The following is a 15,645-nucleotide window of genomic DNA, read 5'->3' as shown; positions in this document are numbered from 1 at the left end:
ATGGTGTTATCTATTTCATGTTTAAATCCTCTGTTGGTTAATGAAGAGAATTTTCTACTTTTTTGCTGTACTATTTTAGGGGATAGTTACACGCTTCAAGTATTTTGTCAGCGCATTCTATGACAGATGTGAAATCGTCATTATTCATTTCGCCAAAAATGATAGAAAAAATCTCAACTATTTCATCTGGTTTACCTATCTTTGTCATATTAAGAAAAGATGGAATAAATAAATAATCAATTTCCTTATGATGAATTATAAATTCCCCAATGTCCTTTATTACTGGTTTCATCTACGGTTTTCCTGAGACTGGGATAACAGCTCTTGTTACATTGCCTGCACTTGTCCCCTCAATTGACCACGTGCAAACATCATCGTATGGGTATTCTTCCGTTAATGAAGACAATAAATAACAACCCTCAATCACCCTATTAATAATAGGATTTACAATTTTAATCCAAACATAAGGCTGTCCGTCAGTATCTTGCGATGGGCTTTCGATGTGGTCCAGCAAAACTCCTTGGTTTTGAATGTCATCACCACGGGATACACCATCAAACGATACTGTTTTTTCTTTAGTTGTAACCATTGATTCAGTTGTACCATCTTCAGATGTGTCGGCTGTAACATCAATGGTGTTCCAGTTCACGCCTCGTGACTTACCCCGAATCATTCCCAACCGCTTATAATCCTTTTCCGCAGGTCTTGTATCAGGATTACCTATTTTGTAATAGACGGCAATTTTCCGTCCTGTTCCTGCATTACTTTTAGCCATAAATGTACCTCTTATCTTGATATAATCATTTGAGCGGTAAATTCGAAAATAAACCGCCCCTCTTCTGTATTTGCTTGAGTTATTCCGCTGATTGGACTCATTGAAATAACGTTGTTGGATTCAAAATCATCTAGCATAAATTGCCTGATTTCATCTGCTTTATCATTAACCGCTACAACGTCCGAATCATTAATCGCTGAAATAATTACAATCCTAAAATAATCTCGCGTTATCGCCTCACTAGCATTACCGCCTCCAGCAGGGACAATCACAATATATCTATTGGATTTTGTGTTTTTTACTTCAACCCATTTCCGAAATTGTAAAATGTAATCATCAAGTAAATTATGTGAATTCAGCCAGCTTTTTATTGAGTTATATGTATCAGAAATCATATTTTGTAACTCTCCCTAATAACCTGCTGTATGACATCCTTACCGTCCCGCTCAAACCCTTTTTTGATAAAATCAGGCTCAGCATTAGGAGACCAGTAATTACCCTTTGATTTTTTACCCGTTCTCGGTTTCCCTCTTAATTTTGCTTTAGCGCTATTAACGAAAGCAGCATAATTAGCCGTATAACCAACTCGACCAACCCAACCTTTTGGGATTGGTTTTAGCTCTCTATACTGCGAATTAATAAGATTGGACGTGTCGATTGGAGTAAGTGGAGCAACAAAAGACATACCCACAATCATAACTTGCTGGATAATCCTTTGAGTTCTGATGTTAGCAATTTCATTAGTTATCCTGTGAATATTTCTATTCACCTTTGAAACGCCTTTAACCGCCATTAGGTAACCACCTCATAATCAGGGATTTCACCAAAAGCGCTCATATCATATTCAAGCACAAACTCTACTTGTTCAGCGTTTGAGGCTTCTAACGATAACGAAGTTTTATCACCTTTTGCTATGAAGTCGCCCTGTTTAATTCGATTGTCTTCGGTGTAAAAAGTTGTTTTTCTTACTCTTTCAACACCTAAAGAATCAATGTAAGCACCCAGTGCGTTTGGTGCTTCATCTTTCCATGTACACTTGATTAAATAAGGTGCTCCATAAGTATCGACATTGCTTTCTCCATCGTACCCTGTATGAGGATATACGGTTGCAACATTTGTATAGCTCCAATTCGCGGTATTACTCATCCCTACCTCCAACAACTAAAAAAAATGTTTTTTTGAGCAAGAAATACCTAGACAATCAGTACATCCGTGGACATCAAGATTTTTTAGTAATGAGTACATAGATTTAAAACCCACGTCATCATATTTAAATGACCTTGACGCACCGCTTGGTGCTGATTGTGATGCGATTTTTCTTGCTCCTTGCATTTGAGCCAGTAAACAAGCTGAGTAAATCAGTATCAAAAGTTGGTCGGCTTCTGAATAACCATGAGTAACCAAGCAATCACTAATTGAATTCACCTTGTTAAGGATTGCGTTAATAACAATGCTCGGTACAGAATAACCAAGCTCTGATAACATTTGATTAACGTCTTCTGCGGTTACCTGTACTGACATGATTATTTACCCTTTTTCTTTTTGTCTGCTTCAACTTCAACAGATTGCTGCTCTAACACAATTACACGCCCAATAAAAGCAGTAGGAATGTCTGTAGCATGGAATTCATACCCAATAGGTAGTTCAGTTACCGCGCCATCAATGCGGCCGAAACAGCCGCGTTTAGTTACCCGTAATTTCATCAATTACCCCCGAGCGTTAAAGACTTTGCTTTTACCGTTAAAGTCACGTTTGATTTGCAAGCCAAATGCCGACCAAACAAGTGTTTGATAGTTGTCATGTGGGTTGATTCGTTGCTTCATGAACGAGCCAATCGGCGCAGCAATACGGGTTTTAATGTACTGAGCATTGCGAACGTAACCAATGAAGTGGTTGCCTTTTACCTCAAATGTTTTAGTGAATGAACCAATGTGCGCTGAGTAACGTAAAATATAGTCTTTTACTGTCCCCTCTTTAAATCCATTTGAATTAGAGTACGGAAGATTTAGACGGCGCTGAATTTCGGGAGAGATAAAGACTTTTAATTGTTCTGACACTAAATTAGCATCAAGAATGACAACAAAGTCTTTTGTGAAGAAATTAATAATATCGTCGTTACTTGTGGCTGTTGATGTTAAGTCAATATTCAAACCAGACGCACTTAAATCCACTTGATTGGTGTGCGGATGATTAGTGATGCCTTTGCCTTCAAAGTTTTGTACTTTGATTTTTTCATCACCTGTTAAAATGTATTGCGCCATATCTTGGCGTAATGCTGCCACTGCCGCTTCTTGGTCATCTGACATTGCGTCGATGTTTTCCGTTTGTAAACCTAACCATTCACGCCATTCACGAGCATAACCTGTTTTAAAGATTGGTACAGGGTCGCCGTAATGGTCATAAACAACCTTATCTAACGTTTCTGGCTCTTGTCCTGACATTGAACGATTAACATATCCTGCATCGCTTGAAACACGGTATAGCGCTGCTGTTTTGCCAATGGAGATAGGTGTACCTAACGATAACAAATCATCAAGTAATGGTGCGCCCTCATCATCACGGATAACACGGGTGGTCACGTTATCTACTTCACGCCAGTAATCTTGGGTTAAGATTGCGGCTTGATTAACTTCAATAGCATTGCCGTGTGTTGCGCTCATTTGGTTTTGAGCATTGTTAAAGATTTGACGGCTTGCTTTTAACTGATTCCAAGCCTGTGCCACTTGGGCAGAGTTGGTAATTAATTTTTTATTAAAAATAATCTTTTCGTTCTTCATTATTGCTCCTTAAGCTTTACGAACTCGAACTTGTTCAGCGGTTGCGCCAACGGTATAGGTTTCAAATGCATAGAACAGCACCGCATCAGTACCGCTTGTTTTTTTTAGTGTTCCGTCACCGTTAGATGCTAATTTGTCACCAACTGTTAACGCTTCACCTGCTTTTACTAAAACATGGTAAGTAACATCATCCTCACAAATAATGGCGATACCTGATGTGTCATTCGGTACATTGTCACGGATATCATGACCACCTAGATAATCATTTGTGATGACTAAAGCTTGGGTTTGCTCACCTGCTGCTGAGTGTTTCATTAACTTATTGTTAACCACAGCAACCAAAGAGCATGGCGCAATCGCTTCACCTGTTTTTAAGTCAATTGTTTGTGGGTCGTTTTTGCGTGCAGGACCACCAATCACTGTTTTAAATCGAATCATTACTCTGGAGCCTCCATGTTTAATAGTGAATTATCTGAATTATTAGCAAAACCGCCGCTAATAGGTGCTGTTTTAACGCACTGTGCGTATAAGGCATCTAACGGCTCACCAGATAGCGCATTGACTGCGGTTTGTGTCATGTTGAACTTGTTTTTTACTGCTTCTCGCTTAACTGAGAGTTCTTTTTCTGTGTTTGCATTTACTGCTAATTCAAGACTTGTAACCTTGTTCATCAATGCTTTAGCCCATGCTGGTGCATCTTCGGCATTAGTTGCATTTTTCTTCTCCTGTTCAGCTTTTTTCTTTTCTTCTTCCTCAGAAGTTTTCTTTTTTTCAATTGCTTCTTTGGTTGTTTGCTCGTTATAAGCTTTTAACAGTTGCTCATCTGATAAGCCGTCAGTCTTAATACCTGCAGCATTTAGAGCTAGTAAGATTTTTTTCTTTCATTAAGTTTTCTTCCTCTTTTTGATTAAATTTAAATACGCTTAAAACCTCTTTAATGGTTTTACTAATTACATTGCTTATTGAATCTTCTGAGCACTCAATAAGACTTACATTTTCAATTGGCGATTTTTCACCGTTGGAGTTAACAAAAATGCCCACTCCGTCATCTGGCGTGGCAGCACCTTGTTTATCGGGTAGTATTGCGACATGATCGAACTTCATATTTCGAGCTATTGACTTATACCGTTTGCCTTTTGATGTGCCTGATTGATTATCGGGCGTGTAAGTTAACCCCGTCGATACATGAATTGGTGTGGTGTTTTTCCCACTCATCATGTCATCAAGCCGATTCACAAGCATTCGCCCCTTTTCGGTACTTTCAGCAAATTTCCTATCGATATACGCATCCATTAAGACCTTATCGTTAGATTTGCGAACATTTCTACCCCACGCACCAATATAGAAGTTATTAATAGCTTGAGGGTTTAATGCGGAAACGTGCTCGTTATTTATTCGTGGATGGTCAAGTGGCATTAAATTATCATTTAATGTCATGTACGATTTGTTAATTTCATCTGCCGGATAGAAAATTCCGTTCATGACAATATCATCCACGATAGGGACCACATCATTGATAACAATGTGCTCTTTCCCGTCAATGATTTGCGTTGATATTTTGGATTTACTATTAACGACAGATAAAACATTTACACTTTTAAGTGTCATGCTTTACCTCGTGTGGATTTTAGATGTAAAAAAACCGCCAAAGCGGTTTGGGTGATTCGGTTATGAATGCCTGATAACGAAAAGTGCTTCCGCTAAACAGCCTAGTTGATATCTTCCGTAACTAGTACTTGCTTGCTCAATTAAACTCTTTAATTGTTCTTCCGCGTCATCGGGAAGCGGTTCGGTATTAATGAGCTTAGATGCAATATCTATTAATGATTCATCGTCTTTCACTTTAACCTCTTATCTAATGACTCAAAAAACTTAAATAATTCTGGATATAAACGTTTTTTTGCTTCAACTGGATTTTCAATATACAACGAAAACGACTCGGCAACAAACTCCATTTTATTATATTGAGCGTACTTACTAATTGCATGAGCCCAACCGCGATCCCACGCTTTCCAGATGATGTCGTCAATTTCTTCTTGATAATGATAATGATAATGCAATGCATGCCCCATCTCGTGAGCATAAATACCTCTTGGCGTGGATACCGCACTCCACGGCATATAATCCATTTCGTGAATTATTTTAGCTAATTGCTCATTCTTACCTTTGATGGCTATCAGCATAGAATTTCGCTTATACCCTTTCGTTTTGCTGTGTAAATCAGATTCTAGCAAAGCTTTTTTATCGACGCTATCTGATGTAATAAGGAGGGCTTTAGCTTCATGTGAGTATGCTGCCAACATATCTTTGGGTGGCTCTCTATATTTATAAATATCCCCTGTTATCGAGCCTGTGTATCTAAATTGAGGTAAATCAAATCGTTTCTGTATTTCTGATACCAACTGTAAGCAAGGAGCCAACTCTTTGGTATCAATATCCTGTGGCAGGTTTGAGGTTTCAGTAATGTGTTTCCTTGCCCATTCATTAGCATCTTCAACAGAATTTAAACTTTGTTGTTTCGGTCTGTTTTGCTCACGCCAGTCATCAGATTCTTTTAATAATCTATCAATACTAGCTTGATTATATGGCTCACCTTTTTCATTAAGCAGTACCGTTACTTGAGCGCAATAACAATTAAATCGGTTGCCATTCTCTTCATACCAATCTGCCACTTGCTCAACAGTATAAACCTTACCGTGCCTATCGACATGTGTTGACCTAGAATTAGGCTTTAAAGCAGACATATGTAACAAGCCTGTTTTTAACCCTAATTCTTCTTGTGTGCGTTTAGTTTCATCCCATGTAGCTTGACGAAGTGCGCCTACTTGTTCAGTTTGCGCCAAGGCTTTAGCTCTGCTATATGAAACATCAATACGCTTACTGATAATATCGGCTGTTTCTCGTGGGTTAATCCCTCGGGCTACAGCGCTACTTAAAACCGTACCTAAATCACTCTTTAGATTATCTGCAAGTCCTTTCCAGTCGTTGAATGTTGCTGTATATGCAAGCCCAATTCGACGAATGTAAGCATCACTAAATAACAGTGATTCCAATGATGTAGCTTGTGAATAAAGTGGTGATTGAACGGATAGATTATGAAAAGTGCGATTAGTCCCCATTTGATACATATCAGCAACAAACTTACCTGCCCAAAACTTCTCAATACCGCCATCAATTAAGTTTTCATCAACAATTTCTTGAATGCGAGTTAACACCCTAGCAAGTTGATTGCCGTCAACAGTGTAATTAACACTAGCATTAACGACATAGAGTGTATTATCAACGAATATCGCTGTTTTAATCGGCTCTTTAGCATAGTAGCCTAAGCTTAATTCGATATGCTCAATAATTGATTGTTTGATTGTTTTGTAGCGTTTTTGTATTTCGCTACGCATTTGGAGAATTTGTTTGTTGGTGAGTGTAGGGTTGTTTTTACTTTTCGGTAGTATCGGATTCTTTGGAATCGGCTTTATTATCTTCGGTCTTTTCAATATCGATATCCTCTAAATCAGGATCGGGCTCATAACCACCAACTTCTCGTATTTCATTTGGTGTAAACACAGGAATGCCTATAGATTGTTGCGCTTTGACGTTCACGTCTGACATTTTGAGCATTAATTCGATTTTTTCAGCTTGGCTCGGTGCTAACAAGTCGGACCATTTAAGAGTGAGCGTACCGTTAACTAGTGGCTGAATAACTTTTAGCGTAATAAGCTGATTAACAAACTCTTTGATTAATGTGCTCAAAAAACCATTACGTCTAGACATTCCTCGTTTTGCGTAATCTGTCTTATCTTCATCTGATGCTAACCGCCCCGTTTGTTGTCCAAAAATAATGGTAAATGGCATTCTGACAGAGGCAGCAAAACTATTTGCGGATACCGACCATCCTGAACTCGGATCGGCGGGAGCAACCGATAAAATATTCGCTGTCGCACCTGCTGTAATTAGTGCGCTGTCTGTACCTGAGTTTAACAATGCGATTTGTCGGTTTAATGCATCAGCAGGCTTTTCAAAGCCTCGCTTTCTTAACTCTCGCTCCAGTTCTTCCATGTCGGTATCAGTGTCATAATTCAGATGAACTTGCCTGCTAGCATTCTTTAGGAAGCCCTCTGCGCTACCGCCTGAGTATTTCATCATGTCGATTAAATCGTTATAACCAACCTCAAGCTGTGATTCACCATCATCCATGGAATTAATGACGGATGTTTCATTAAGTATGACCACCCTGTTTGGATGTATCCTGCGAGAGATATTGGGCTTGCCTGACTTGTCACCTACCGCTATTTCATTAAATTGGTACATTGTTACTTGGCCATAGTTTTCGTCGGCTTCGTCATTATTCCATTCGCAAGCCGTTAACTGAGCTTCCCAAGCAGGGATTAGCTTAACAATGGCATCTTTTGGTTCAAGTCGGTTCAATACGACCGTATCAACTGGTTCTTCCCATTTTCTGCTATCTCGTAATTGAATAATGAGTCCTGAATATCTACCCACAATTCCGCGCTTATCCGCTTCGGTGATAGCTGACCACAATTTATCGTTAAATAAATCAGTAACTATTTTCTCCCAAGTTGTTAGCTTTGAGTCTTGTTCTCGAATATCGCCATCTATAAATTTAGAGTAATCTAGCCAACAAATATCACTCAATCGCTCAACAAAGCCACGGGCTGCGCTGTTTCGCTTATATAGTTTATAGAAATCTGAGAAAGTGAGATTTTCTGGATAACCAAACTCGCGATCGATAAATGCCCTTTTCGTGTTACTAACCAATCCTTGTGATGCATACGCTAACCGTTGTCTACTTATATCCTGATTGCTATTAATTGCGGTTTGAGCAGCGTTTAATAACTGCTTGTCTGTTAAATTCGAATAACCCATTGTTACCTCATAAATAATCCTGCTGAGCGTTTGCGTTTATTTCGATTAGCCACAGCAAAATATCTAAACGCATCCGCACCGTGTGATGTATGGTCATGTAGCGGTTTATCTCGCCAACAGCCGTTTTTATCATCCCATGCTTTTCGATAGGCTTCTAAATTAGCAATACCTTGTTCGCATTTGCTTGAATCAAATGCACAAAGAGGAAGAATTTCACGAACTGATTCGATGCCATCATCAACACTTAACCTTGGGGCTACATTAAACTTAATGCTGTATTTCTCACCGTCAATTTCATAGCCTTCTTTTGCTATCTGTTTACGGCTCTTACCATCACCCGATAATTCACGATTATCAATATCATGCGGTGCCCAGTGCTCAGCATATTCATAGCCAAGTTTTTGGGCTTTATCTTTCAGGACCTTCATGTAGTGCCTGAGACCCTCACCACTATTTTCGTAGTAGTCGATGATGTGAAATTCTTCACCCACTTTGCGCACAAACCAAATAGCGGTTGAATCACCAACCCCCAAGTCCCAATAGGTATAAACTGGTAAATGGCTATTATCAGGTAGTACGGTAATGCGTTTTTCTTTGTATAGCTCTCTGAATTGCCTTGCATAGTAAGCACCCTCGATTGATTGCTCAAATGCTTCACTTGGAATAGATGGATATTCACGCTTCATATCATCGCCAAGCGTTTTCTCTTTAGCGTGATACCAAGCTTTTTGTTGTTCGGTTAAGTCGATACCATGCTTAGCTTTTATTTCGCTAAAATACTCTTCTAATCGAGTTGGTATCGGTTCAACTGGCGCTATCGCATAAAGCGGATTCTTCCACCAAGAGAAGAAGAAAAATTTCCAATCAAGTGATGATAAAGGCTTACCTTGAATATGGGCTTTTTCAGCTGTATTGCAGTAATCATAAAAATAACCACTTTTACCCTCCGCCGTGCTTTCGATAGTAATGAAACAGCCTGTAGCAACCGCCTCAAACGCACCTGTGACGATTTCCTTGGCTTTATCAGGAAACTTAGCACAAATCTTACCAAACTCAGAAACATGCAAGTAACGCAATGTACCGCCACGGAATGAAGTTGATACATAAAGCGAGCCACCTTTTTTAAATACCAACTCACCTGCGGCATCATTACTAGCAGGATTCGCTTGCTTTATTTCTTCTGGCAACCTGTCATACGCATATTTTACTTTTTCTCTAAATAATCGTTTAGCATCATTTAGAGTATGAGCAATCAACGCACACTTGGCTGATTCAAATAATGCCGCGTCTAGCTGAATAATGCACACCTCGGTAGTAAATCCTAATTGACGAGCTTTTAAAATGATATTCCTTGTATGCATCCCCTCGAAGTATTCAAGCTGTTCGGGGGTCATTGTGAAGCGAATTTGCTTACCTGCTTTATCCGTGATGTAGTAGAGGTTATTTAAACGCCAAAGTTTATTACTGAGTTTTTTTAAATGACCAGGAGATAACATTAACCCTCCCGTGATAGTTTATCCATTAAATCCGAAAGTTGGCCAACTGAATTATCTTTTGGTGTATCATCAATGTTGTAAGCTTGACGCTCTAAAGTGATTAAATTTTTCAACGTTTCACTTAATGCTTTCATTGATTTCACCCTTTCAGGTATAGATATGACGGACATATAAACTTCATTGAGTTTGTCCCTGCCGTTTTGGTCTGGATTTGCTAATAACTCACCAAGTTTTTTGAATAACTCTATATCAGCACATTCAGCGCCAAGCTCTTCAAATAAGGCGTTCGTAATATTACGAGCTTTACGGATATCGCCTCGGTGTTCCATTCGGATATTAGCTATTACTTCGGCGTTAGCTTCAATTAATACCCTTTCTGATAATGAGTTTTCCGTGCGTACTTTTGTGCGTACCTCTTTAGTGCGTACCAATTCATCAGATTTATTTTTAATCTTTTCTGATAAGTCTCTGGACCAATTTTCTTTTTTTGCCCTTTTCCTGATAGCTCCGTCGGTTATCCCGTTTTTGCTTGCTATCTCTCTTATAGACAGTAATCCAGCCCTGTAGGCTGATTCGATAGCCTCCCAGTCTGGCTTTTTCATAATCTTTCCTTTTATGCAGCCAGAATAAATTTAATCTGACCTTTTGTATTAAATATTGTTGAGCATCGAGCCTCAAAATCTTTGTAATCAATACAGCCTTTTGCAATTGTTGTTATTGCTATTAACTGGTCTTCTACTGCTTTTAGTGCGTCTGGTTTTAAGAATTGATGGATTTTTTCACCTTTCTTTGTGCGTTCTTTGATGCTCAGATAAACCTTTTTAGGTAGCACGACACCATAAACCCATTTTTGCGTTATCAGCCCAAATAATGATGGACAACCGCCAACATGATTATTGAATGGCAAGTTAGTCATTTTTGATAATGCCTGATAAAAAGGTTGTTGGAATCGCTTTTCCCATGTTTGCGGTTGACTATAAGTTAGTATTGCTAATACTTGCTCATCTGTATAAGTAACAGCCTGAGAACGAATAAGCTTATCAATTTGCTCATCACACCATATCTCAAAATCAACAGATAACCAACGTGCAAATCTAACCGCCAACTTAGGATGAATCCAAGTACCACCACCACGATCCTTTCTAGCTCGGCTCGTTTTTACATACGGGATTTTCTGGTATGTAGATTCTAAAGCATTGATATAATTAACTGTATCTGGAAGAATTAGCCAGTCATTTGGACGTTTACCAAATCTTGATGCTGCTTCTGTTGCATTAATCCATCCATCATCATTGAAACCAACTTGATGACCTTTAAAGTCAAATTTAATAATATTCATATTATGTCCTTTATAGAATGAGCCTAAGTCACACAGAATAAACAGCCCCAAGAGTTCAGACATTAGCTGTCATTCTCTTAGGCTCATTCTGTAAAGCTCTTGGTTAATATTTGCCGTGTGATGGCAAATTTCAGACATAAAAAAACCGCAATTAAGCGGTTTGATTAAATATGCGGTTATTTTTTATAACAGCCCGGGATTTTTTATGGTTTATGCGGTAAAAGTGAATAGTTATTTATAAACAGCCGATCGAGTTAAGCTATTACGACGCAACCTCAATTGTTTTCGCAATTCAATCATAGAGAGATTTTTTTGCTCAATGCTTAACTTTAGCTTTTCTTTTAAATCATCATCATTGTTATACATGAGCATATATTTTGTTTTTTCCTTATCCAAGATTGAATAAATATACACATCATACAATTTCTTGCCAGCCGGTACTTTTGGATCGTCGCATTGTCTTTCGGTCTCTGTATAGCAAATAATTTTGTAAAACTCACGAGACAAGAACAATGATTTATCTATTTCGTATACGCCATTTTCTTGCACTCTCTCGCTTGGCGGGCTGTACGATGAATAATGAACAAAAGATATTTTCCTTCCTGTCACCGTTGTGAGATTTAATTCAAGCATTTCATTTCCCGTTGCTAATTAGATTTATCGCCCTTTTATCCGCATTGCACTGCCTAAGCCCGTTCAATAATTCAGTGTAAAGGGCTGGACATTGTCCCCAAGTGATTCGCTTATCAATATGAGGCTCGTTATTTGGTTGTGTCAGCGAAGCAGGGATATTGCATTGATAAACGTACTCAGTTTTTACCGTTCCGCATCCAGTCAGAAATATTGCTAGGCATAAAATCATTAGCACATTGATTATTTTTAAGCGCATCTTTCATTTGCTCTTGAAGTTGTTTAATTGACATAGCGTCTTGAGCTTTTTCTTGCTCTCGTTGCACTATGATTTGATTGTTTTTAGCAATGTTCTGCTCTAACTGTTCGATTTTTCCGAACAGTTCAGCGTTATCTTTTTGTAGCAGTTTCTTCTCTTGATAATTGCTGTAACCGAAATAGATAGTAAAGACAAAAACAGCAATGGTTAATGCGATGCTTAATATCCTTTCTTTACTCATACCAAACCACTTAAATAAACCGTTTTACCGCCCTGCTTAACTGCTGTTAACACTATTTGACGATTGTTAGTTGGGCTAAATCCAATATGGACCCATTGGTTGTGCTCTTGAATTAATTTATCGAACTGTACACCAGAATCAATTAATCGTTGGCAAATCTCTTTTGACGTACCAAATGATGATTTAAAATCAACTGCCAATCCTTTCGTATGAGCGCTTGTTGCTACACCGCCAACTTTAGCATTTAGCGCAGGACAACGATATCCAGACGTGATAATAATCGGCTTACCCAAAGCTTTTCTTACTAGCTCCAATTTAACAGCGGTTAGTTGCACATTAGACATTAAATCGGCAGGCACAGAGTTATCAATTTTTAATCTGCTGGCTGTTGTCGAGCGAGTAAATTCTTCTAGTGTGAAATGTTCAGTTAGCTTGGTCATCGTTGTTATCAATCCTTTTTCTTAACATTGAATTTGATATTTGACGTAATTTATCAACCCCTAAAAATCCAATTGCGCCACCGATGAACGGATTCATGCTAACGGGCAAACCAAAATAATCTAGCCCACTGCTAGCAGCTAATGACAACGCACCACACAGCAACGCTTCCACCCATTTACGGCGTCCACCCACACCATCATACGTTAAACGACCGTAGGCTATGATGATGGATAAAACGACGCCATAAATTAACGGCGCATTCGATTGTAACCATTCCATGATTGATGATTTATACATTTTATTATTCTTCATATGAGTTAATGATGTGACAGCGTACTAGCTAAATGTTAGTTATGTGTGTGTCTAGCTTTGCTGTCGATTCTGTAGAAGGCCCCAAACGTATCTATAAATCAATTGTTAGATTGACTTATAGAAAGTGGCGTAGGGGTAAATTTGGACATAAAAAAACCGCAATTAAGCGGCTTCATTCAATAATTTTATTCGGCAATAAATCTATAAAAAATTAAAATTTTTAGATAAATAGTGTTGACCTTTATTATAGGTTAACCTATAATAATAACCATCAAGTGAGGGACTTGATAAGGTAAACCCCCGACCTAAGACGAGGGCTTAAGGAGAAGTAAAATGAAGTTCAAAATATTCATTTTAATTCTGCTACTTTTGATTAGCTCCCCAGCATTCTAAAGTAGTTCAAAGGAGAGGGAAACCTCTCCGATGACCTTAAATATATCAATTGACACTTAATAAATCAAGGTGATTTTATGGCAAAATCAATGACAGAAATTCAAGCAAAAAGTGACCAAAAACGAGGTGTTAAAGTAAAAGGCTTCAAACTACACGTTGATGATATCGCATTAATTGAACAGGCAAGTAAAAGCTTAGATGTACCACAAGCTCAACTTATTGTTGATGCTGTTAAATTCTATCTTGATAACAAAAAAGCCTCTTAATTGAGGCTTATATGTAACTATTTACACTGTTGAGTAATGAATTTATTATCATTACCCTGAATTTTTTCTATCAGTTTGTTACGCTCACATTCCCATTTTTCAGGCGGAAACATTTTATCCCACGCTGTCATCAGCTTTTCTTCTTGATTAGATAAATTAATTTTGTATTTATCAGACATATATAGATATGTGCGCGCTATCATCCCGCGAATTTCATCGCGCGGCTGAAATTTTCTTTCTTTGAAATCTACAGTAGTTTTACACTGCCCATACTGATTAAATTTGTCCGTAAACTGCGAATAACGATAGTTAGAACGGTCTCCATTTACTTCGCCAATAGCGGGTTGTAGATTGTGCATATCCCCCTCCATCAAGTTGAACGTAACATCTTTTTTACACGCTTTACGCCCACCGTCTCGCCAACATTGTAGATGACGTCCGAAATTCTCAGCGGCAAACGACGCCCATCCATCAGGCGAAATATTATGAGCATGAAATCTCAGCACTTCATCAAGACCAAATTTTGTGCCATCCACCTCTATTAGTTGTATAAGCTGATTACCCTCAAGGGTTTGTAAATCTTGTGTTATTGGCATGGTTTTCTCCAGACATAAAAAAAGCCCGCAATAGCGAGCTTTAGGTTTGATTTTATTTTGTATATCTACATTAGATTTTCCATACTCAGTTAACAACAATCAGCATGTTTTTGTGAGGAAAACTGCATTTGCAAACCTAATGCTTGAACAATTTTAAAGATTGTATTAAAAGTGGGGTTCCCCTCACCTGATAACGCTTTATAAATACCCTCACGACTTATACCTGTATCACGTGAAAGCTGACTGATGTTTTTAGCTCTAGCTATATCACCAAGTGCAATAAATAAAAATTTAGGGTCTCCTTCTTCTATTGCGGCATTTAAATATTCTTGCATTTCTTCATCAGTATTTAAAAAATCAACCACATCAAAAGTTTTTAGTTTTGTAGTCATAATTAACCCCATTTATTTGCTAATTCTTTAGCAATTTTAATATCTGTTTGTTGTGTATCCTTGTCACCGCCACACAATAAAATAACAATTTCATTATTGCGGTTAACAAAATAAACCCTATACCCTTTTCCACAGTGAATACGCATTTCTGATACACCGCTGCCTACAGGCTTAACATCACCAAAATTACCTTCTTGCATGCGACGAATTCGAACTTTAATTTTAGCTGCTGCAGTTTTATCTTTAAGCGACTTCAACCATTTTTCCATTTGCTGTGTATAACTTACAGTAATCATGCTTTATTCCTGTTTTAATTTAAAACTATTATATCTTACACTGTTAGAATGTCAACTGCGGTTATCAATTATAATTATTTATATTTATATTTTTACTAAAACTTATATAATGCTTATATTGAGGTTAATCATAAAAATAATAATGAATAAAACAATCGATGTTGAAACAGGTGTACCAAACGAAGTTGTTAATATGGTTTTTGATAATAACTATTCTCCTGCACAAGCATGGCGTGAGTATTTAAAATTATCTCAAGTTGAAGTTGCGAATAAAATAGGTATTAGCCAATCAGCTTATTCTCAATATGAAAAAAGCCAAAAGCTAAGAAAAGCAACACGGATTAAAATTGCCGAAGCACTACAAATCGAGCCTGAACTGTTAGATTTTTAATAAAAACCCGCCGAAGCGGGTTAGGATCTAATAATATTTAAATCAAAAATTAGGGGCTGTTGATCTTTGCTGTACATAAATTACTCAACAATACATTGGCAGCCACATTAACATAAATGCCAGTGATACCATACTGGCATAATTCCTTTCTAACTTATCG

The 15,645-nt window shown here is 37.9% G+C and carries 27 protein-coding genes; 3 read left to right on the top strand and 24 right to left on the bottom strand.

The features are described from left to right. Positions 1-70: 70 nt before the first annotated feature. Genes ACGH80_RS07830 through ACGH80_RS07785 form a run of 10 tightly spaced genes read right to left on the bottom strand, consistent with a single transcriptional unit; the run spans position 71 to position 4,130 of the window. Positions 71-292 (bottom strand): DUF6246 family protein, encoded by a 222-nt coding sequence (locus ACGH80_RS07830; protein ID WP_174798215.1) that lies wholly within the window; start codon positions 290-292, stop codon positions 71-73. Then, positions 293-775, bottom strand: coding sequence for a phage tail tube protein (locus ACGH80_RS07825; RefSeq protein ID WP_411630839.1), 483 nt, complete (start codon positions 773-775; stop codon positions 293-295). A gap of 11 nt (positions 776-786) precedes the next feature. Beyond that, on the bottom strand, positions 787-1,170 hold the full coding sequence (locus ACGH80_RS07820) for a hypothetical protein (protein ID WP_411630837.1): 384 nt from the start codon (positions 1,168-1,170) through the stop codon (positions 787-789). Continuing rightward, on the bottom strand, positions 1,167-1,544 hold the full coding sequence (locus ACGH80_RS07815; RefSeq protein ID WP_411578994.1) for a hypothetical protein: 378 nt from the start codon (positions 1,542-1,544) through the stop codon (positions 1,167-1,169). Before ACGH80_RS07815 ends, ACGH80_RS07820 begins: the two co-directional genes overlap by 4 nt. A gap of 23 nt (positions 1,545-1,567) precedes the next feature. Further along, positions 1,568-1,921, bottom strand: coding sequence for a hypothetical protein (locus tag ACGH80_RS07810; protein WP_411578995.1), 354 nt, complete (start codon positions 1,919-1,921; stop codon positions 1,568-1,570). 15 nt (positions 1,922-1,936) lie between these two features. After that, a complete protein-coding gene (locus tag ACGH80_RS07805) occupies positions 1,937-2,296 on the bottom strand; it encodes a hypothetical protein (protein WP_411630835.1) in 360 nt (119 codons plus the stop codon). A gap of 2 nt (positions 2,297-2,298) precedes the next feature. Next, entirely contained in the window at positions 2,299-2,478 is a 180-nt protein-coding gene (locus tag ACGH80_RS07800; RefSeq protein ID WP_065636185.1) for a hypothetical protein, read from the bottom strand. 3 nt (positions 2,479-2,481) lie between these two features. Next, entirely contained in the window at positions 2,482-3,552 is a 1,071-nt protein-coding gene (locus ACGH80_RS07795) for a major capsid protein (RefSeq protein WP_411578998.1), read from the bottom strand. Between the two features lie 9 nt (positions 3,553-3,561). Then, a complete protein-coding gene (locus tag ACGH80_RS07790; RefSeq protein ID WP_296318107.1) occupies positions 3,562-3,990 on the bottom strand; it encodes a hypothetical protein in 429 nt (142 codons plus the stop codon). Further along, positions 3,990-4,130, bottom strand: coding sequence for a hypothetical protein (locus tag ACGH80_RS07785; RefSeq protein WP_411630833.1), 141 nt, complete (start codon positions 4,128-4,130; stop codon positions 3,990-3,992). Before ACGH80_RS07785 ends, ACGH80_RS07790 begins: the two co-directional genes overlap by 1 nt. Between ACGH80_RS07785 and ACGH80_RS07780 the strand changes: the two genes are divergently transcribed. After that, entirely contained in the window at positions 4,129-4,356 is a 228-nt protein-coding gene (locus ACGH80_RS07780; protein WP_411630832.1) for a hypothetical protein, read from the top strand. The genes ACGH80_RS07785 and ACGH80_RS07780 overlap by 2 nt on opposite strands. 36 nt (positions 4,357-4,392) lie before the next feature. Here the strand turns inward: ACGH80_RS07780 and ACGH80_RS07775 are convergent, their stop codons facing one another. The 11 genes from ACGH80_RS07775 to ACGH80_RS07725 all read right to left on the bottom strand — a co-directional run bounded on the left by ACGH80_RS07775 (position 4,393) and on the right by ACGH80_RS07725 (position 13,136). Continuing rightward, positions 4,393-5,160 carry a DUF2213 domain-containing protein gene (locus tag ACGH80_RS07775; protein ID WP_411630830.1) on the bottom strand — a complete coding sequence of 256 codons (768 nt, stop codon included), beginning with the start codon at positions 5,158-5,160 and terminating at the stop codon, positions 4,393-4,395. A 60-nt stretch (positions 5,161-5,220) separates the two neighbouring features. Continuing rightward, positions 5,221-5,394 carry a hypothetical protein gene (locus ACGH80_RS07770; RefSeq protein ID WP_411630828.1) on the bottom strand — a complete coding sequence of 58 codons (174 nt, stop codon included), beginning with the start codon at positions 5,392-5,394 and terminating at the stop codon, positions 5,221-5,223. After that, positions 5,391-7,043 carry a phage minor head protein gene (locus ACGH80_RS07765; RefSeq protein ID WP_411630827.1) on the bottom strand — a complete coding sequence of 551 codons (1,653 nt, stop codon included), beginning with the start codon at positions 7,041-7,043 and terminating at the stop codon, positions 5,391-5,393. The genes ACGH80_RS07770 and ACGH80_RS07765 overlap by 4 nt, the downstream gene beginning before the upstream one ends. After that, positions 6,985-8,433, bottom strand: coding sequence for an anti-CBASS protein Acb1 family protein (locus ACGH80_RS07760; protein ID WP_411630825.1), 1,449 nt, complete (start codon positions 8,431-8,433; stop codon positions 6,985-6,987). Before ACGH80_RS07760 ends, ACGH80_RS07765 begins: the two co-directional genes overlap by 59 nt. Before the next feature lie 2 nt (positions 8,434-8,435). Then, positions 8,436-9,929 (bottom strand): terminase, encoded by a 1,494-nt coding sequence (locus ACGH80_RS07755; protein WP_411630823.1) that lies wholly within the window; start codon positions 9,927-9,929, stop codon positions 8,436-8,438. Then, positions 9,929-10,531, bottom strand: coding sequence for a hypothetical protein (locus ACGH80_RS07750; protein WP_411630820.1), 603 nt, complete (start codon positions 10,529-10,531; stop codon positions 9,929-9,931). The genes ACGH80_RS07755 and ACGH80_RS07750 overlap by 1 nt, the downstream gene beginning before the upstream one ends. Positions 10,532-10,542: 11 nt before the next feature. Continuing rightward, positions 10,543-11,268 carry a KilA-N domain-containing protein gene (locus ACGH80_RS07745; protein ID WP_411578952.1) on the bottom strand — a complete coding sequence of 242 codons (726 nt, stop codon included), beginning with the start codon at positions 11,266-11,268 and terminating at the stop codon, positions 10,543-10,545. 231 nt (positions 11,269-11,499) lie between these two features. Continuing rightward, positions 11,500-11,901 carry a hypothetical protein gene (locus ACGH80_RS07740; RefSeq protein ID WP_411578951.1) on the bottom strand — a complete coding sequence of 134 codons (402 nt, stop codon included), beginning with the start codon at positions 11,899-11,901 and terminating at the stop codon, positions 11,500-11,502. 176 nt (positions 11,902-12,077) lie between these two features. Further along, positions 12,078-12,398 (bottom strand): hypothetical protein, encoded by a 321-nt coding sequence (locus tag ACGH80_RS07735; protein WP_411578950.1) that lies wholly within the window; start codon positions 12,396-12,398, stop codon positions 12,078-12,080. Continuing rightward, positions 12,395-12,838, bottom strand: a complete 444-nt coding sequence (locus tag ACGH80_RS07730; RefSeq protein WP_411630818.1) for a D-Ala-D-Ala carboxypeptidase family metallohydrolase — start codon at positions 12,836-12,838, stop codon at positions 12,395-12,397. The genes ACGH80_RS07735 and ACGH80_RS07730 overlap by 4 nt, the downstream gene beginning before the upstream one ends. Next, positions 12,822-13,136: a phage holin, lambda family gene (locus ACGH80_RS07725; protein ID WP_065590024.1), complete on the bottom strand. Its 315-nt coding sequence runs from the start codon at positions 13,134-13,136 to the stop codon at positions 12,822-12,824. Before ACGH80_RS07725 ends, ACGH80_RS07730 begins: the two co-directional genes overlap by 17 nt. Before the next feature lie 485 nt (positions 13,137-13,621). Between ACGH80_RS07725 and ACGH80_RS07720 the strand changes: the two genes are divergently transcribed. Beyond that, a complete protein-coding gene (locus ACGH80_RS07720; RefSeq protein WP_174798197.1) occupies positions 13,622-13,810 on the top strand; it encodes a ribbon-helix-helix protein, CopG family in 189 nt (62 codons plus the stop codon). Between the two features lie 17 nt (positions 13,811-13,827). On the opposite strand, the gene ACGH80_RS07715 is transcribed toward ACGH80_RS07720, so the two are convergent. The 3 genes from ACGH80_RS07715 to ACGH80_RS07705 form a co-directional block, all read right to left on the bottom strand. After that, positions 13,828-14,406, bottom strand: a complete 579-nt coding sequence (locus ACGH80_RS07715) for an endonuclease (protein ID WP_411630815.1) — start codon at positions 14,404-14,406, stop codon at positions 13,828-13,830. 89 nt (positions 14,407-14,495) lie between these two features. Next, positions 14,496-14,798: an addiction module antidote protein gene (locus ACGH80_RS07710; protein ID WP_065561131.1), complete on the bottom strand. Its 303-nt coding sequence runs from the start codon at positions 14,796-14,798 to the stop codon at positions 14,496-14,498. A gap of 2 nt (positions 14,799-14,800) precedes the next feature. Beyond that, positions 14,801-15,094, bottom strand: a complete 294-nt coding sequence (locus ACGH80_RS07705) for a type II toxin-antitoxin system RelE/ParE family toxin (protein ID WP_065578846.1) — start codon at positions 15,092-15,094, stop codon at positions 14,801-14,803. Between the two features lie 142 nt (positions 15,095-15,236). On the opposite strand from ACGH80_RS07705, the gene ACGH80_RS07700 reads away from it, so the two are divergent. Continuing rightward, on the top strand, positions 15,237-15,485 hold the full coding sequence (locus tag ACGH80_RS07700) for a helix-turn-helix domain-containing protein (RefSeq protein WP_411578948.1): 249 nt from the start codon (positions 15,237-15,239) through the stop codon (positions 15,483-15,485). Positions 15,486-15,645 lie beyond the last annotated feature (160 nt).

The sequence above is a fragment of the Gilliamella sp. BG1 genome, from assembly GCF_046635625.1.
Lineage (GTDB): Bacteria > Pseudomonadota > Gammaproteobacteria > Enterobacterales > Orbaceae > Gilliamella > Gilliamella bombi.
This window is presented reverse-complemented; position numbering and strand designations above follow the sequence as displayed.

Coding starts and splice junctions, on each gene's coding strand:
- ACGH80_RS07830 (WP_174798215.1), bottom strand. CDS start 292: ATGAAACCAGTAATAAAGGACATTGGGGAATTTATAATTCATCATAAG.
- ACGH80_RS07825 (WP_411630839.1), bottom strand. CDS start 775: ATGGCTAAAAGTAATGCAGGAACAGGACGGAAAATTGCCGTCTATTAC.
- ACGH80_RS07820 (WP_411630837.1), bottom strand. CDS start 1,170: ATGATTTCTGATACATATAACTCAATAAAAAGCTGGCTGAATTCACAT.
- ACGH80_RS07810 (WP_411578995.1), bottom strand. CDS start 1,921: ATGAGTAATACCGCGAATTGGAGCTATACAAATGTTGCAACCGTATAT.
- ACGH80_RS07805 (WP_411630835.1), bottom strand. CDS start 2,296: ATGTCAGTACAGGTAACCGCAGAAGACGTTAATCAAATGTTATCAGAG.
- ACGH80_RS07800 (WP_065636185.1), bottom strand. CDS start 2,478: ATGAAATTACGGGTAACTAAACGCGGCTGTTTCGGCCGCATTGATGGC.
- ACGH80_RS07795 (WP_411578998.1), bottom strand. CDS start 3,552: ATGAAGAACGAAAAGATTATTTTTAATAAAAAATTAATTACCAACTCT.
- ACGH80_RS07790 (WP_296318107.1), bottom strand. CDS start 3,990: ATGATTCGATTTAAAACAGTGATTGGTGGTCCTGCACGCAAAAACGAC.
- ACGH80_RS07780 (WP_411630832.1), top strand. CDS start 4,129: ATGTTGAACTTGTTTTTTACTGCTTCTCGCTTAACTGAGAGTTCTTTT.
- ACGH80_RS07785 (WP_411630833.1), bottom strand. CDS start 4,130: ATGACACAAACCGCAGTCAATGCGCTATCTGGTGAGCCGTTAGATGCC.
- ACGH80_RS07775 (WP_411630830.1), bottom strand. CDS start 5,160: ATGACACTTAAAAGTGTAAATGTTTTATCTGTCGTTAATAGTAAATCC.
- ACGH80_RS07760 (WP_411630825.1), bottom strand. CDS start 8,433: ATGGGTTATTCGAATTTAACAGACAAGCAGTTATTAAACGCTGCTCAA.
- ACGH80_RS07755 (WP_411630823.1), bottom strand. CDS start 9,929: ATGTTATCTCCTGGTCATTTAAAAAAACTCAGTAATAAACTTTGGCGT.
- ACGH80_RS07750 (WP_411630820.1), bottom strand. CDS start 10,531: ATGAAAAAGCCAGACTGGGAGGCTATCGAATCAGCCTACAGGGCTGGA.
- ACGH80_RS07745 (WP_411578952.1), bottom strand. CDS start 11,268: ATGAATATTATTAAATTTGACTTTAAAGGTCATCAAGTTGGTTTCAAT.
- ACGH80_RS07740 (WP_411578951.1), bottom strand. CDS start 11,901: ATGCTTGAATTAAATCTCACAACGGTGACAGGAAGGAAAATATCTTTT.
- ACGH80_RS07735 (WP_411578950.1), bottom strand. CDS start 12,398: ATGAGTAAAGAAAGGATATTAAGCATCGCATTAACCATTGCTGTTTTT.
- ACGH80_RS07730 (WP_411630818.1), bottom strand. CDS start 12,838: ATGACCAAGCTAACTGAACATTTCACACTAGAAGAATTTACTCGCTCG.
- ACGH80_RS07725 (WP_065590024.1), bottom strand. CDS start 13,136: ATGTATAAATCATCAATCATGGAATGGTTACAATCGAATGCGCCGTTA.
- ACGH80_RS07720 (WP_174798197.1), top strand. CDS start 13,622: ATGGCAAAATCAATGACAGAAATTCAAGCAAAAAGTGACCAAAAACGA.
- ACGH80_RS07715 (WP_411630815.1), bottom strand. CDS start 14,406: ATGCCAATAACACAAGATTTACAAACCCTTGAGGGTAATCAGCTTATA.
- ACGH80_RS07710 (WP_065561131.1), bottom strand. CDS start 14,798: ATGACTACAAAACTAAAAACTTTTGATGTGGTTGATTTTTTAAATACT.
- ACGH80_RS07705 (WP_065578846.1), bottom strand. CDS start 15,094: ATGATTACTGTAAGTTATACACAGCAAATGGAAAAATGGTTGAAGTCG.
- ACGH80_RS07700 (WP_411578948.1), top strand. CDS start 15,237: ATGAATAAAACAATCGATGTTGAAACAGGTGTACCAAACGAAGTTGTT.